The sequence below is a fragment of the Paraburkholderia xenovorans genome, from assembly GCF_046030735.1.
In the GTDB taxonomy this organism is placed as follows: domain Bacteria; phylum Pseudomonadota; class Gammaproteobacteria; order Burkholderiales; family Burkholderiaceae; genus Paraburkholderia; species Paraburkholderia xenovorans_A.
Genome location: NZ_JAQQBV010000007.1, coordinates 200,641 through 215,529, shown reverse-complemented (window position 1 = coordinate 215,529; position 14,889 = coordinate 200,641). Strand labels below are relative to the sequence as shown.

The 14,889-nt window shown below is 63.0% G+C and carries 13 protein-coding genes; 8 read left to right on the top strand and 5 right to left on the bottom strand.

Annotated elements, in window-relative coordinates; translation table 11 throughout:
- Positions 1-73 precede the first annotated feature (73 nt).
- Positions 74-1,660, bottom strand: coding sequence for an inorganic phosphate transporter (locus PQQ51_RS09585; RefSeq protein WP_408496532.1), 1,587 nt, complete (start codon positions 1,658-1,660; stop codon positions 74-76).
- 334 nt (positions 1,661-1,994) lie between these two features.
- Between PQQ51_RS09585 and PQQ51_RS09580 the strand changes: the two genes are divergently transcribed.
- The gene (locus PQQ51_RS09580) at positions 1,995-2,861 is read left to right on the top strand and encodes a CHAD domain-containing protein (protein ID WP_408496531.1); all 867 of its coding nucleotides are present in this window, start codon (positions 1,995-1,997) and stop codon (positions 2,859-2,861) included.
- 51 nt (positions 2,862-2,912) lie between these two features.
- Positions 2,913-4,487: a GGDEF domain-containing protein gene (locus PQQ51_RS09575; protein ID WP_408496530.1), complete on the top strand. Its 1,575-nt coding sequence runs from the start codon at positions 2,913-2,915 to the stop codon at positions 4,485-4,487.
- A gap of 49 nt (positions 4,488-4,536) precedes the next feature.
- Here the strand turns inward: PQQ51_RS09575 and PQQ51_RS09570 are convergent, their stop codons facing one another.
- From PQQ51_RS09570 to PQQ51_RS09560, 3 genes are all read right to left on the bottom strand, one after another.
- Positions 4,537-5,598: a VTT domain-containing protein gene (locus PQQ51_RS09570; protein WP_408496529.1), complete on the bottom strand. Its 1,062-nt coding sequence runs from the start codon at positions 5,596-5,598 to the stop codon at positions 4,537-4,539.
- A 337-nt stretch (positions 5,599-5,935) separates the two neighbouring features.
- Positions 5,936-6,586 (bottom strand): GTP cyclohydrolase I FolE, encoded by a 651-nt coding sequence (gene folE, locus PQQ51_RS09565; RefSeq protein ID WP_408496528.1) that lies wholly within the window; start codon positions 6,584-6,586, stop codon positions 5,936-5,938.
- 160 nt (positions 6,587-6,746) lie between these two features.
- Positions 6,747-7,676 carry a LysR family transcriptional regulator gene (locus PQQ51_RS09560; protein WP_408496527.1) on the bottom strand — a complete coding sequence of 310 codons (930 nt, stop codon included), beginning with the start codon at positions 7,674-7,676 and terminating at the stop codon, positions 6,747-6,749.
- Positions 7,677-8,031: 355 nt separating this feature from the next.
- On the opposite strand from PQQ51_RS09560, the gene PQQ51_RS09555 reads away from it, so the two are divergent.
- The 5 genes from PQQ51_RS09555 to pcaC all read left to right on the top strand — a co-directional run bounded on the left by PQQ51_RS09555 (position 8,032) and on the right by pcaC (position 12,185).
- Positions 8,032-8,736 (top strand): 3-oxoacid CoA-transferase subunit A, encoded by a 705-nt coding sequence (locus PQQ51_RS09555; RefSeq protein ID WP_408496526.1) that lies wholly within the window; start codon positions 8,032-8,034, stop codon positions 8,734-8,736.
- 10 nt (positions 8,737-8,746) lie between these two features.
- Positions 8,747-9,394: a 3-oxoacid CoA-transferase subunit B gene (locus PQQ51_RS09550; RefSeq protein WP_408496525.1), complete on the top strand. Its 648-nt coding sequence runs from the start codon at positions 8,747-8,749 to the stop codon at positions 9,392-9,394.
- Between the two features lie 219 nt (positions 9,395-9,613).
- Positions 9,614-10,993: a 3-carboxy-cis,cis-muconate cycloisomerase gene (locus PQQ51_RS09545; protein ID WP_408496524.1), complete on the top strand. Its 1,380-nt coding sequence runs from the start codon at positions 9,614-9,616 to the stop codon at positions 10,991-10,993.
- A 5-nt stretch (positions 10,994-10,998) separates the two neighbouring features.
- Entirely contained in the window at positions 10,999-11,790 is a 792-nt protein-coding gene (gene pcaD, locus PQQ51_RS09540; protein ID WP_408496523.1) for a 3-oxoadipate enol-lactonase, read from the top strand.
- The gene (gene pcaC / locus PQQ51_RS09535; RefSeq protein ID WP_408496522.1) at positions 11,787-12,185 is read left to right on the top strand and encodes a 4-carboxymuconolactone decarboxylase; all 399 of its coding nucleotides are present in this window, start codon (positions 11,787-11,789) and stop codon (positions 12,183-12,185) included. Before pcaD ends, pcaC begins: the two co-directional genes overlap by 4 nt.
- Before the next feature lie 60 nt (positions 12,186-12,245).
- On the opposite strand, the gene PQQ51_RS09530 is transcribed toward pcaC, so the two are convergent.
- Positions 12,246-12,959 (bottom strand): TetR/AcrR family transcriptional regulator, encoded by a 714-nt coding sequence (locus PQQ51_RS09530; RefSeq protein ID WP_408496521.1) that lies wholly within the window; start codon positions 12,957-12,959, stop codon positions 12,246-12,248.
- A 306-nt stretch (positions 12,960-13,265) separates the two neighbouring features.
- Between PQQ51_RS09530 and PQQ51_RS09525 the strand changes: the two genes are divergently transcribed.
- Positions 13,266-14,873, top strand: coding sequence for a 6-hydroxynicotinate reductase (locus tag PQQ51_RS09525; RefSeq protein WP_408496520.1), 1,608 nt, complete (start codon positions 13,266-13,268; stop codon positions 14,871-14,873).
- The last annotated feature ends 16 nt before the right edge of the window (positions 14,874-14,889 follow it).

Here is a 14,889-nt window from a genome sequence, read left to right as displayed (position 1 = left end):
GAAACGGAGCGGCGATAAAAAAAGCGCGAGCCAAAAACTCGCGCTTTTTTGTTTCCTCAGAAGTAGGCGTTGCTCAGAACACCATCCGGAACAGCCAGTACAGGCCCGCAGCGAGCGCGATCGAGACCGGCAGCGTCAGCACCCACGCGAGGATCAGGCTGCGCACCGTGCCCCATTGCAGGCCCGAGCCGTTGGCCGCCATCGTGCCGGCCACGCCGGAGGACAGCACGTGCGTCGTCGAAACCGGCAAGCCGTACGCATCGGCGGCGCCGATCGTCAGCATCGCCACCAGTTCCGCCGAAGCACCCTGCCCGTAGGTCAGATGCTGCTTGCCGATCTTCTCGCCGACTGTCACGACGATGCGCTTCCAGCCCACCATCGTGCCCAGACCGAGCGCGATCGCGACGGCCACCTTCACCCAGGTCGGAATGAACTTGGTGGCGTGATCGGTTTGCGCCTTGAAGTTGTCGATGATCTTGCGGTCTTCCGCGGAGAAGGCCGGTTGCTTTGCCTTATCCATCAGACGGATCGCTTCGGACGTCACGTACATGTTGTTACGCACGTTGTCGACGATGCTTTGCGGCACGTTGGCGAGCGAGCCCGACGCGGACACCTGCTTGCCGATCACGTCGGTGAGTTGCTGCAACGCCGGCAGCGTGGCGGGCGTCAACTGACGCGTGCGTACGTAGGCTTCGACGTCGGCGCGCGGATTGACCGACGGCGCGGCGCCCTGGGTGTACTTCGCGAGCGTCGCCGACGTTTGTTGCGCGACCGCGAGGAAGGTTTGCGTTTCGGTCGGCGTGACCGCCTTGTTCAATGCATACGCGGTCGGCACCGTGCCGATCAGGATCAGCATGATCAGGCCCATGCCTTTCTGTCCGTCGTTCGAACCGTGCGCGAACGAAACGCCGGTACACGTCAGAATCAGCAGGCAGCGAATCCAGAACGGCGGCGGCTCTTTGCCCTTCGGCTCGGCATACAGCGCCGGCACGCGCACCACGGCTTTCAGGATCAGCAGCAGCAGGCCGGCGAGCAGAAAGCCGACCAGCGGCGAAAACAGCAGCGACTTGCCGACGCCGAGCGCCTGCGTCCAGTCGACCCCGCTCGTGCCGTTCGAGCCGTGCAGCAGTTGATTCATCAGACCTACGCCGATGATCGAGCCGATCAGCGTATGCGAGCTCGACGACGGCAATCCGAAATACCAGGTGCCGAGATTCCAGATGATCGCGGCGATCAGCAGCGCGAAGACCATCGCGAAGCCGGCGCTGCTGCCGACCTGAAGAATCAGTTCGACGGGCAGCAATTGCAGAATGCCGAACGCGACCGCGCCGCTCGAAGTCAGCACGCCGAGAAAATTCCAGCCGCCTGACCACACCACCGCGATATTCGGCGCAAGCGAATGCGTATAGATCACGGTGGCGACCGCATTGGCCGTGTCGTGAAAGCCGTTGACAAACTCGAAGCCGAGCGCGATCAGGAGCGCGACGCCGAGCAGAAGATAGGGGAGAACTGAACCTTCGCGGACCGGTTGTAAGTCGTCCATAAGATGCATGGCGCAGTACACCGCGCCAATTACGATCACAACCAGAAAAACGATCAGGCCGATATTGCGGCCCTTTCCATTTGTGGAGCTTGATTGCGGGTACGAAAGTTCCGGCATGACGGGCCCCAAAAGTTGGTCGCGGAACTATCGATCCTGCTGGCGCCGTGTGTCGTAATGATGACAGCGGTATGACGCATCGGCGGGAAGGCCGCTGGCAAGGGGCGTGCACTATGCATCGCGATTTTTTTGTGCGTCGCAGTAAGGTGCGATGGCGATTTCAGATCATTGTTTGGCCGATAGAAACTGGACTACTTTGTTCTTCATACGGATCGTATTGTTCAGTTGTTTTAATTCACGCGCGTTCTCTCCGTGTTACAGCGGTGATGGAATGCGGATATTCGCCAGGTCCTTTTTTTGCTACGCTGGCAGAAGGTATCGGCGAGGACCTTCGATGAAACGAAACACCCATGGGACCGAGCGGCACGCGGCGGATGGCGGGCCTGTCGACGTACAAATGGCGGAACCGGCCTTCGCGTCGTACGCTGCGCCGCTTGTCGACGAAGCGATCGAACAGGCCGCCGCGGTGCGCGAAGATGCGTCGCCCGAGGCGCTGCACAAGCTGCGGGTCTCGCTGCGGCGCTTGCGCTCGCTGTGGTGGGCGTTTTCACCGCTGCTCGAGAAGGGCGAGAACACTCGCCAGCGTGCGCTCTACAAATATCTGGCAAGCGCAGCAGGGAAAACGCGAGATTGGGACATTCTGATCGAGCTGATCACGCGGGAAGACGAAAGCGCGCCCGAGATGCGCGCGAAGCTCGAAGAGGTGCGCGGCGGCGCGCTCGCGACGAGCCGCGAAACGCTGTCGAATGCGGACGTCAAACATCTGTTGCGCGACGCGTTGACGAGCGCAACGAAAGAACTCAACACGGCGCACGAGCGCGTACCGCTGCGCAAATTCGCGGACAAACGCGTGGCCGCTTCCGAACGGTCGCTGAAAAAGCGCATGAAACGTGCGTCTCATGCGAAACGCGCGAACTATGCGGCATTCCACGACGTCAGGAAGGCGGGTAAGAAATTGCGCTATCTGCTGGAGTTTTTCGGCCCTGTTTTGCAGGGCGGCCACAAGCGCACGTTGAAGCGTTTGAAGCAGATTCAGAAACGTTTCGGAAAGCTGAACGATATCGTCGCCAGCGAAATGCTGTTGCGTGACAACGCGAGCCTGCTGGCCGGCGCAGGCGATACCGGCGGCGCGCAGGATTGGCTCGCGAAGGAGCGCAAGCGGCGGATGCGTTCGGCAGCGGGCTTGTTGCGCAAGGGCTAAGCGAACTCAGTGCGAGGCACGCGAACGATCGGCAAAGGAGGCGGTGCGCACGTGGCACATCGATCGCTCACATGGCGTTGGCGGTGGCGCAAGCGCTCGCGCGCGTGGACCAACGCCGTGTCGCGTTACGTCGGCAACCATCCTTTTTTCGCGGGTCTTGTGGGCACGCTGATCGCGGTGTCGATGGCGGGGCTGACGTTGTTGACTGTCGACAGCGGGCGCGCGGACGCGCTCGATCATTCGCGCGAAACCGCGCAAAATCTTGTGTCGATCATCTCCAGCGACCTCGAGCGCAACGTCGAAATCTACGACCTGTCGTTGCAGGCAATGGTCGACGGCGCGCGTCACCCGGTCACGTGGACGCTGCCGCCGAACGTGCGGCAGGCCGTGCTGTTCGATCGCGCGATCGCGGCGGCTTATGTGGGCGGCGCATACGTGATCGGGCCGGATGCGCAGGTGATCGCGACGCAGCAAGGCGAAGTCAATACGTCGGTGCGCTTTGCGGACCGCGATTATTTTCTCGTGCATCAGCACAGCCCGAATGTCGGACTGTATTTCTCGCATCCGTTCCGCTCGCGCCTGCGCGACGGCAAATTGTCGATCGGTCTCACACGCCGTATCGACACGCCCGATCACGCATTCGCGGGCGTCGCGCTGCTGGCGATCCGCATCGAGTACTTCCAGCATCTGCTGGACCGCGTCAATACCGGCGATAAGGGCTCGGTGTCCATCCTGATGGACGACGGCACCGTGCTCGCGCGCAAACCTTTTATCACCCGCGATATCGGTACGACTATCGCCAGGTCGCCGACCTTCCAGACGATGGTGACGCATGCTTCGGGTTCTTACGTCGGGGTATCGCCCGTGGACGGCGTGCGCCGGATCTTCACCTATGCGCATGTGCCGGGCACGCCGCTGATCACGGTGGTCGCGCCGAGCGTGGACGATGTGCTCGCGCCGTGGCGGCATCGCAGCCTGATTGTCGGCATGCTCACGGTCACGTTCGGCGCGGTTTTCATCATAGTGTCGTGGCTGCTGGCGTTCGCGTTGCGCGACAAGCTCAGTGCACAAGCCGCGCTGGTGCGTCTCGCTGCGACGGACCCGCTAACGGGACTCAGCAATCGCCGTGTGCTCGACAACCGGCTCGACGAGGAATGGCGGCGCGCGCGGCGCAACGGCACGCCGCTCACCGCGCTGTTCATCGATATCGACCACTTCAAGCAATTCAACGACACGTATGGTCACGCGAGCGGCGATGAGGCGCTGGTCGCCGTAGCGGAATGCATTTCGGCGACGGTGCGACGCTCGATCGATCTGGTTGCGCGTTACGGCGGCGAGGAGTTTGCCGTGTTGTTGCCGGACACGAGCGCCGAAGGCGCGCTCGTCGTCGCGGAAAAGATTCGGCGCAACGTGCAGGGTCTCGCGATCATTCGCAGCGACGGCGAAACGAGCCGGGTTACGGTAAGCGTAGGCTGTGCGACCTTCGTGCCGGCGGACGGAACGACTGCATTGGATCTGCTCGCCGCGGCTGACCGGCAGCTTTATGCAGCGAAAGCGGCGGGCCGCAACCGTGTGCAGGCGTCGACGCAAACTGCGAGTTCGATGGCCGCGCAGAACCCGCCGTGACTGACCACGGCAGTCGTCGCGCAGCGCGGTCGAGCGCGATTTGTGCCGCTCACACGCGTTGACCGCGCCTCGGCGCGAGACCGCGTAGTGTGATCGCGTCGCGCGCATCGCTTGAAGACGCCCACGCGCGCTGGCCTGCCGCGAGTTCATCCGCGGGCGACAGCGATGCCACCGGAAAGCCGCGTCTTTGCCACGCGTCGAGGCCGCCTCGCAGCGCGCGAATCCGCGTGTAGCCGTTGCGGCGCATTCGCTGCGTGATCTCGACGGCCGTCGCGCTGTCCGGACAGATGCAATAAATCACCCTGTCATACGCGAGCAACGCGCCGTCGATCTGTTCGGGCGAGTGCGGATCGAGCGCCAGCGCGCCCGGTATGCCGCGGCGCGCTGCGTGTTCGTTCGATGCCGGCGGCCGCGCGTCGAGTACTCGCGGCGTTGCGAGGCGGCGCCATCCACCGGCCGCCTGAGCGTCGGCGTCGACGTCGGTCGGGGCCTTCGCATTGGCGGCGAAGCGCTGCCGTTCGCGGCGCCGCTGCAGCATACGAAACACGAAATACAGTAGCGCCACGCCCAGCAAAATATCGATGACGGTGCCCCCGCGCGCCCTGACGAACGCGAGCAGCATATGCAGTTCCCGTTCGGCCGCCGCGCCGCCGAGCAGCCAGAAGGTCGCCCATGCAAGCGCGCCGGCGAAGTCCCAGGCTGCGTAGATGCGTACGTCGACGGCGGTCGTGCCCATCAGCGGCGGAGTGATCAGACCGAGTCCGGGGACGAACTTCGAGATCGCGACGAGCGGCACGCCGAAGCGCTCGAACAGCGAACGCGCTTTGTCGAGTTTCGCATCGGCTGCGGGAGAGAATCGCGCGAGCGCGGCCATCAGCTTGCGGCCGTAGATGCGGCCGGCGGCGAACCAGGCGCCGTCGCCGAGCAGTGCGCCGAGCACGGCCGCGCACAACACCGGCCAGAACGACAGTGTGCCGGCCGCGATCGCCGAACCGGCGAACAGCAACACGGGGACGGCGGGCACCGGTACGCCGAGGCGGGTCAGCAGAACGTTGAGAAAGACCACTGCGCCGCCCCAGGTGGTGATCGCCGATGGCGGGAGCTCTAGCACGTGGATCTCCTGGAAGCGTGGTTATGCCGGCCGGCAGTGGATGCCCGTTGCGCTGAGACGCAAGGTTTGTTCCCGCTGCCGGACCGTTCTATGCCACTGAGGATACCCGATCGATTCGCGGGCGAAATCCATCCCGCAGGCCATGAGTATTTTCTTTGCGCTGCAAGTTCGTTCAAGACCTCACGGGAGTGCCGGTCCTAATCTGCGTGCTCGTCATCAATCGCAAGCTGTGCACGCCTGTTGCACAGCTGCCGCTGTCGGCGGCGATGTGCGGGATCGGCTTTGTCGTGGCGATCGTGCCGGCCTGCTTCGAAGCGCGCCCCCTGCTTTCCACCGCTTACGTATTGGCAATCGCGACCACGCCGGGGTTGCCCACGATCGACAGAAACTCGCGCCGCGTCGACGGATCGGTGCGGAACGTGCCGAGCATCCGCGACGTGACCATCGTGACGCCGGCCTTGTGCACGCCGCGCGTCGACATGCATTGATGCGCGGCTTCGAGAATCACGCCGACGCCCGCCGGTTGCAGCACGTCGTTCAACGTGTCGGCGATCTGCACGGTCATCTTCTCCTGGATCTGCAGACGCTTCGCGAATGCATCGACGAGACGCGCCAGTTTCGAAATGCCGACCACCCGATGCTGCGGCAGATAGGCGACGTGCGCGCGGCCGATGATCGGCACCATGTGATGCTCGCAATAGCTTTCGAAGCGGATATCTTTCAGCACGATCATTTCGTCGTAGCCGTCCACTTCGGAGAAGGTGCGCGACAGGATCTCGCTCGGGTCGACCTGATAGCCCGCGAAGAACTCTTCATAGGAGCGCACCACGCGCGCTGGCGTATCGAGCAGGCCTTCGCGCTGCGGATCGTCGCCGGCCCAACGCAATAGCACGCGGACTGCTGCTTCAGCTTCGTCGCGGCTCGGACGCTGCGCGTCGCTCGTGGTCGTAGCCCTGGATCGGGTTTTTTTCTCTTTGCTGCTGGCCATCCGTCGCTCCTCTGGGATCGCGCGTCGACGCTTGACGGAGCGCGCGGGTTCAATGAGTGCGGCCATTGTTCCATGTTTTGCGGTGGCTCGTATCGATGCCGCTTTGCCGTCGGGCCTTTTTGCGGCGGCCGCGCGTATTCTTCTGCGACCGCGCGTGGCCTTATTTCGGCCACTCGTCCTTGTCGTCGTTGAAGAGTTCGGCGACCACGCCGCGCAGCCAGCTACCCCGCGGATCGTTATGGAACTTGCGATGCCAGTGCTGCCGCAGATCGAAGCGCGGCAACGGCAGCGGCGGCTCGACCAGCGTGATCGACGCATGCTCGGACACGTACGCGAAGCCGATCGCGTGCGGCACGGTGGCGAGCAGATCGGTGCGCGCGAGGATGAAGGGCAGGCTCATGAAGTGCGGCGTTTCGAGCACGGCGCGCCGCTTGATGCGCTTCTTCTCAAGGTAGTGTTCGAGGACTTCCTGGCTGCGTCCTTCGGCACGCACCACGGCGTGCCCCGACGCGACGTATTGAGGCAGCGTGAGCGGCGCCTTCGAAAGCGGGTGGCCGGTGCGCATCAGGCAAATGAAGCGGTGCGTGAAGAGCCGTTGCTGAAAGAAGTTGTTGCCGCCGAGATCGGGAAAGTAGCCGACCGCGAGATCGACGTCGCCCGATTCGAGACCGCGTTCCACATGCGACGGTTTCAGCGACACCGAGCGCAGATTCGCATGCGGTGCGAGTTCGGCGAAACGTTGCAGCAGGCGCGGCAGAAACACGATTTCGCCGACATCCGACAGCGCGATGGAGAACGTGTGCGTGCTCGTGTTCGGATCGAAGTCTTGTGCTTCGAGCATGCCCTTCTCGATGCGCAGCAGCGCGTCGCGTGCGGCGGGCAGGATCGCGAGCGCGCGCGGCGTCGGCTCCATGCCTTTCGACGTGCGCACGAACAGTGGATCGTCGAAATAGTCGCGCAGGCGGCCCAGCGCGGTACTGACGCGGGGTTGGCTGACGCCGAGCTGTTCGGCCGCGCGGCTGACGTTGCGGGTGTCTTCCATCGCGACCAGATAGGGGATCAGGTTGAGATCCAGGCTTGTCTCGGACATGGTTTTCTAGTGGCGGTGCTTAAGGACGGTCTATGTGGTTTATATATAAAGGGTAGCCGAATAATCTGCTTTCCGGATAGCGGTTCATCCGTGGAAACGACCGTAAGGGTCGGCGTTAAGGGAAATCCCTTGCCTTGACAAGGTAGCCTCAGCACAACCATAATCTGCCGGAACGTTCGCTAAACGAATCACTGTTCACATAACGAACAAATTTAACGCGAGCAAACCGAAGGCGCCAGCTTGCATCTTTGACCCGGCGAGCCGCCGCCCGCATCAGGCCCGGAGACCGTTCGTCAGGCGCCTGTCCGCACGGCAGGCAAGCGGCGGCACGCAGCGCCCCAAAAGGAAATTCGACATGATCAACAAGATTTTCGAGTCACTTCAATCGGCGGTGGCCGACGTGCACGACGGCGCGACCGTCATGATCGGCGGCTTCGGTACGGCCGGCATGCCGTCCGAATTGATCGACGCGCTGATCGAACAGGGCGCGCGCGAGCTCACCATCGTCAACAACAATGCCGGTAACGGCGACATCGGCCTCGCGGCGCTGCTCAAAGCCAAACGCGTGCGCAAGATCATCTGTTCATTCCCGCGCCAGAGCGATTCGTATGTGTTCGACGCGCTCTATCGCGCCGGCGAAATCGAACTGGAACTGGTGCCGCAAGGCAATCTCGCGGAGCGGATCCGCGCGGCAGGTGCGGGCATCGGCGGTTTCTTCACGCCCACCGCGTATGGCACGCTGCTCGCCGAAGGCAAGGAAACCCGTCTGATCGACGGCCGGCATTACGTGCTGGAAGCGCCGTTGCATGCGGACTTCGCGCTGATCAAGGCGTACAAGGGCGACCGCTGGGGCAATCTCGTGTATCGCAAGACCGCGCGCAACTTCGGTCCGATCATGGCGAGTGCGGCGAAAACCGCAGTCGTGCAGGTATCGAAAGTGGTGGAGCTCGGCGAGCTCGATCCGGAGAACATCGTCACGCCGGGCATCTTCGTGCAACGCGTGATCGAAGTGCCGCAAGCGACGCATCAAGCCGAACTGGCATCCGCGACCGCAGCCTGAGGAGACCGACATGAAAAAACTGACCCGAGACGAAATGGCCAAGCGCGTTGCCCAGGACATTCCTGAAGGCGCTTTTGTGAACCTCGGTATCGGCGTGCCCACGCTGGTGGCGAACCACCTCGCCGCCGACAAGGAAATCTTCCTGCACAGCGAAAACGGTTTGCTGGGCATGGGCCCGGCGCCCGCGAAAGGCGAGGAAGACGACGAGCTGATCAACGCCGGCAAACAGCACGTCACGTTGCTGACGGGCGGCGCGTTTTTCCATCACGCCGACTCGTTCGCGATGATGCGCGGCGGCCATCTGGACTTCTGCGTGCTCGGCGCGTTTCAGGTGTCGGCGAAGGGCGATCTGGCGAACTGGCATACCGGCGCGCCCGACGCGATTCCGGCGGTGGGCGGCGCGATGGATCTCGCGATCGGCGCGAAGCAGGTGTACGTGATGATGGAACACCTGACCAAACAGGGTGAAAGCAAGATCGCCGCCGAATGCACATACCCGGTGACGGGCGTGGGGTGTGTCGATCGCATCTATACGGACCTCGCGATGATCGACGTCACGGAGCAGGGGCTCGTGGTGCGTGAGATCTTCTCGGACATCGGCTTCGACGCGCTGCACGAGTTGACCGGCGTGCCGTTGATCGACGGGACTCAGGCTTGATTAGCGCGGGGCCTTGCGCTGGCGCGCTGCCTGCGTTGAGCGTAGCGGCGGCGCGCGTTGGCGCGGCACGAAAGACCCGAAAGACCCTTCGCGCAAGTCGGATGCCGCCGGCGTCAACGACGCCACGCCGCGTTTAGCGCACAATACGCCGCAACGCCTGCTGCGATCGCGGTAGGCGGCGAACTCTTCCTTTCGATTCTCCCGATCATCGAAGCCATCATGCTCGACTCCAGCGCACGTTTGACCGGCCTTCTTTGCGGCACGCAGCCGATGAACGACATCTGGGCGCCGCGCGCCACGCTGCAACGGATGCTCGACGTGGAGGCGGCGCTCGCGCGCGCTTCGGCCGCGCATCAGGTAATTCCGCAGTCCGCCGTGTCCGCGATCGAAGCTGCGTGTCAGGCGGACCAACTCGACGCCGATGCACTCGCGCGTGACGCCGCGCTTGGCGGCAATCTCGCGATCCCGCTCGTCAAGCAACTCACCGCGCGCGTGAAGTCGGCCGACGCCGAAGCGTCGAAGTACGTGCACTGGGGCGCGACGAGCCAGGACATCATCGATACCGCGACGGTGCTGCAATTGCGCGACAGCTTCGATCTGCTCGACAGCGGTCTGCAAGCCACCTGCGCCGCACTCGCGAAGCTCGCGGAAGCTCACCGCGCGACGCCGATGATCGGCCGCACCTGGTTGCAACAGGCGTTGCCGATCACGCTCGGTCTGAAATTCGCGCAATGGCTCGATACGTTGCTGCGTCATCGCGACCGGCTCGATGCATTGCGCGAGCGCGTGCTGGTGCTGCAGTTCGGCGGCGCGGCCGGTACGCTCGCAAGTTTGCGCGACGCGGCGCCACAAGTCACGCAATCGCTTGCTGAAGAACTCGCGCTCGCTGTGCCTGCTTTGCCGTGGCACACGCAGCGCGATCGCATCGCCGAAACGGCGGCGTGGTTCGGCATGCTGATCGGCACGCTCGGCAAAATCGCGCGCGACATCTCGCTGCAAATGCAAACCGAGATCGACGAACTCGCCGAACCCGCGGTTGCGGGCAAAGGCGGTTCGTCAACGATGCCGCACAAGCGCAACCCGGTGGGCTGCGCCGCGGTGCTGACCGCGGCGACACGCGCGCCGGGTCTCGTCGCTACCGTTTTCGCCGGCATGGTGCAGGAGCACGAGCGCGCGCTCGGCGGCTGGCAGGCCGAATGGGACGCGCTGCCGGATCTCGCGCGACTCGCGGGCGGCGCGCTCGCCAATATCGAACAGATCGCCGCGGGCCTGAACGTCAACGTGCCGCGGCTCGCGAAAAATCTCGACATCACGCACGGTTTGATTCTCGGCGAAGCCGTGATGCTCGCGCTCGGCGACAGCATCGGCCGGCTCGATGCGCATCATCTGGTCGAGCGCGCATCGAAAGCGGCGATTGCCGGCGGCAAGACGCTGTTCGATGTGTTGTCCGCCGATGCCGCCGTCACCGAACATCTTCCGCTCGAGCGCTTGCGACAACTGCTCGATCCCGCACAATACGTCGGCCAGGCGCACGCTTACGTGGACGCCGCGCTGGCCCTTCATCACGCGCGCGTGACTCGCGCGACCTCAAAGGAGTAACCGGTATGCCCTACGCCGCAGTTAACGGCACCGAGCTTCATTATCGAATCGACGGCGACCGTCACGGCAACGCACCGTGGATCGTGTTGTCGAATTCGCTCGGCAGCGATCTGTCGATGTGGACGCCGCAAGTCGCGGCGCTGTCGAAGCAGTTTCGCGTGCTGCGATACGACACACGCGGCCACGGCCATTCGGAAGCGCCGAAAGGGCCGTATTCGATCGAGCAATTGAGCGGCGACGTGATCGGCTTGATGGACACGCTGAAGATAGCGCGCGCGAATTTCTGTGGGCTGTCGATGGGCGGTTTGACGGGCGCCGCGCTGGCGGCGCGTCACGGCAATCGTTTCGATCGCGTGGTGCTGTGCAACACGGCGGCGCGGATCGGTTCGCCTGAAGTGTGGGTGCCGCGCGCCGCGAAGGCCCGCACCGAAGGCATGAGCGCATTGGCCGACGCAGTGTTGCCGCGCTGGTTCACGGCCGAGTACATCGAACGCGAGCCGGTCGTGCTGGCGCTGATCCGCGATGTGTTCGTCCACACCGACAAGGAAGGCTACGCGTTGAATTGCGAAGCGATCGACGCAACCGATCTGCGTCCCGAAGCGCCCGGCATCAAGTTGCCGACGCTGGTGATCAGCGGCACGCACGATCTGGCCGCGACGCCCGCGCAAGGCCGCGAACTGGCGCAGTCGATTCCGGGCGCGCGTTATGTGGAACTGGACTCATCGCATATCTCCAACATCGAGCAGGCGGACGCGTTCACGAAGACCGTGCTCGACTTCCTGACGGAGCAGCCATGAACGACGAAGATCGCTACGAAGCCGGACTCGGCGTACGTCGTGCTGTGCTGGGCGAAGCACATGTGGAGCGCTCGCTCGCAAACCGCACCGAGTTGACCGAAGAATTCCAGAACCTGATCACCCGCTACGCGTGGGGCGAAATCTGGACGCGCGAAGGTTTGCCGCGTCATACGCGCAGTTTGATCACCATCGCGATGATGGTTGCTTTGAACCGGAGCGAAGAACTGGCGTTGCATTTGCGCGCCGCGAAGAACAACGGCGTGACGCGCGAGCAGATCAAGGAAGTGCTGATGCAAACCGCGATCTATTGCGGCGTGCCGGCGGCGAATTCGGCGTTTCATCTGGCCGACAAGCTGTTTCGTGAAGATGACGCTGCGTCCGCCGGGAAACCTTGATGTAAGCGATCCGCAGGCTTCTGTTGAAAAGCGCGCGCTGATAAAACAGCGCGCGTTTTTTTATGCGGCTCCACGTTCGCGCGGACGTTCAGTCGACACAGCCGCATCAGCCGGCAATTGCAAACGCACCGCGCGCAACACAGTGTCTTTGATGACCTCGCGCCAATGCGCGAGTGCGGCCTTGTCCATCAGCGGTTCGCCGAGAAACGCGCCCAACGTGTACTGGTTGGCATTATAAAAATAGCCGAGCGACGCGATCATCAAATACACGTCGCGCGCTTTGACGTCGGCACGAAATACGCGCTGCGCGTGGCCCGCATCCAATAACTGCTGCACGACGGAAATCGCGTAGCCGGAAATCTCCTTCAGCTTCGACGATTTCTTCGCATGCTTGCCCTGATGCAAGTTCTCGCTCGACAGCAGCGTGACGAACTCGGGATGATCGAGGTAGTACTGCCACACGAACTCGACCATCTGTTCGAGCCCGTGAATGGGATCGTCGAGATCGAGATTCAGCTTGCTTTCGGCTTCGTTGAATTGCGTGTAGATGGTTTCCAGTACTTCGACGAACAACTGTTCCTTGCTGCCGAAGTAGTAGTAGATCATGCGGTCGTGCGAATGCGCCGCTTTGGAAATGCTCTCGACCCGGCCGCTTGCGTAGCCTTGCTTCGCGAATACCTTGATCGCGGCTTTCAGAATTTTGGCGCGGGTGTCCTGCGCCTGTTTCGCACGGATGCCGGTAGCGCCCGGCTTGCGGGCCGCAGTGGGACTCATGGCGGTCTCGGATCTCTTCGTTAGAGTCAGGTTAGCGACTGTACCGCGACATGCACCGCGCGTGATGATGCCGCGCCGCACCATTCGTCTACTCGCATCGACCCGTCGGAAAACTCGTTGCGCAGTCTATTTTGATCGAGTAGATTTCATTCAGGTTTGGTGTGGCAGATACTACACGAACGGTGAGTGACCGCAACATGGAAAATAGACGGATCGCGAGAAAGTACCTGTAAACAAGGGTTATTCGTGAGCCGGGCAGCACCGCTTGTCATGTCGTGCTTGTAATGTCGTATGGGAACCCCAACCATGACAGAACATACGAAGGTCGATTTCGGTGCGGAGCGTGTCGACGGCGAAACCGCGTCGACGCCGGGACCGACCGTGCTCGAAAAAGCGGCGCCGCGCAGCGAGCGCATGGCGTCGAACAAGATCGAGTGCAATGCGTGTCCGGTGTTGTGTCAGATATCCGCAGGCCGCACGGGCGCCTGCGATCGCTATGCGAATGCGGACGGCCGGTTGATTCGCGTCGATCCGGTGTTGTTTCTGTCGCGGACGGCTTCGTCTTCCGAAGTGGACGCAAGCACGGCGAATGCCACGGTCACATTTGGTGCATCTTCCGAAGCGCATGATCCCGCAGCCGAACAGGCGTTGTTTGTGACTGGAGTGGGCGCTTCGTCCACGTATCCCGACTACAAGCCCGCGCCCTTTATCGTGGCGTCGAAGCGCGACGACGTCGACATGATCACCGTCGTCACCGAGGGCATTTTCAGCTATTGCAGTTTCAAGGTGAAAATCGATACCGACCGCTTTCTCGGGCCGGAGCAATCGAACGTGCGCTGTCAGGGCGAAATCGTCGGCCACGTGACCACCGCGGAATACGGCTCGCAGATGCTGAGCGTGGGCGGCGTCCATCATCTGACCGGCGGCAGCAAGAAAGAAGGTCGCGTAACCTGCGACATGATGCTCGCGCTCGGCAATAAGGAGGCGGTTGAACTGAGCATCGACGGCGGCGCGAGCCTCGTGATTCGCGCGGGCGCGGCGCCGGTCGTCGACGGCGTGGAAGAGCAGCGCATGCGCGTGGGCTGCGGCTCGGCGACCATCGGCATCTTCGCGAAGCAATGGTTCGGTCACGTGGACGAAGTCGTGGTGGTCGACGATCACATTACCGGCGTGCTCACCGAACATCAGGCCGGCCGCTGTCTCGGCATGACGCGTTCAGGTCTGAAGATTCGCGGCAGGAAGTCGACGCCGGGGCGTTATTTTCAGGTGGCGAATCCGGGCACCGGTTGGGGCGGCACGGATATTCAGGACCCGCTCGCGATCGTCGAAGGTTTCGATCCGGCGCTTGCGAAACCCGGCATGCGCGTGCTGATGGTGTCGACGACCGGCGAACACGCGCAGTGGTACGAACTCGATCAGCACCTCGTGCCGCGCATGGCGGCGATGCCCGAGACCGTACGCCGCACGGTCGAGCGGATCGGCGAGAACTGCGAGCCGTCGCTGGCTACGGTGCTGTTTCTCGGCGGTGCGGGCGGCAGTTTGCGCGCGGGCGCTACCGAAAACCCGGTATTGCTGACGCGCGCGATCAAACGGAAACTGGTGAACGTGACATGCGGCGGCGCGCCGGCTTATGTGTGGCCGGGTGGCGGCATCACGGTGATGGTGGACGTGTCGCGCATGCCGGATCGTTCGTTCGGCACGGTGCCTACGCCGGCGATCGTCGCGCCGATCGAATTCACGATGACGTACGACGCGTATCGCGATCTGGGCGGTCATCTCGATGCGGTGCGTTCGCTGCAAAGCGTGCTGGCCGACGGGCCGGAGCATACGGAAGGCGCGCCGCTCGCGCGGCGCACGCTGGCGCGCAATGCTGAGAATCCGTGGCCGCTTGTCGTACCGTCTTTGTCTGGTTAACAACCGCCACGAGCGA

Coding starts and splice junctions, on each gene's coding strand:
- PQQ51_RS09585 (WP_408496532.1), bottom strand. CDS start 1,660: ATGCCGGAACTTTCGTACCCGCAATCAAGCTCCACAAATGGAAAGGGC.
- PQQ51_RS09525 (WP_408496520.1), top strand. CDS start 13,266: ATGACAGAACATACGAAGGTCGATTTCGGTGCGGAGCGTGTCGACGGC.
- PQQ51_RS09555 (WP_408496526.1), top strand. CDS start 8,032: ATGATCAACAAGATTTTCGAGTCACTTCAATCGGCGGTGGCCGACGTG.
- folE (WP_408496528.1), bottom strand. CDS start 6,586: ATGGCCAGCAGCAAAGAGAAAAAAACCCGATCCAGGGCTACGACCACG.
- PQQ51_RS09580 (WP_408496531.1), top strand. CDS start 1,995: ATGAAACGAAACACCCATGGGACCGAGCGGCACGCGGCGGATGGCGGG.
- pcaC (WP_408496522.1), top strand. CDS start 11,787: ATGAACGACGAAGATCGCTACGAAGCCGGACTCGGCGTACGTCGTGCT.
- PQQ51_RS09530 (WP_408496521.1), bottom strand. CDS start 12,959: ATGAGTCCCACTGCGGCCCGCAAGCCGGGCGCTACCGGCATCCGTGCG.
- PQQ51_RS09545 (WP_408496524.1), top strand. CDS start 9,614: ATGCTCGACTCCAGCGCACGTTTGACCGGCCTTCTTTGCGGCACGCAG.
- PQQ51_RS09550 (WP_408496525.1), top strand. CDS start 8,747: ATGAAAAAACTGACCCGAGACGAAATGGCCAAGCGCGTTGCCCAGGAC.
- pcaD (WP_408496523.1), top strand. CDS start 10,999: ATGCCCTACGCCGCAGTTAACGGCACCGAGCTTCATTATCGAATCGAC.
- PQQ51_RS09560 (WP_408496527.1), bottom strand. CDS start 7,676: ATGTCCGAGACAAGCCTGGATCTCAACCTGATCCCCTATCTGGTCGCG.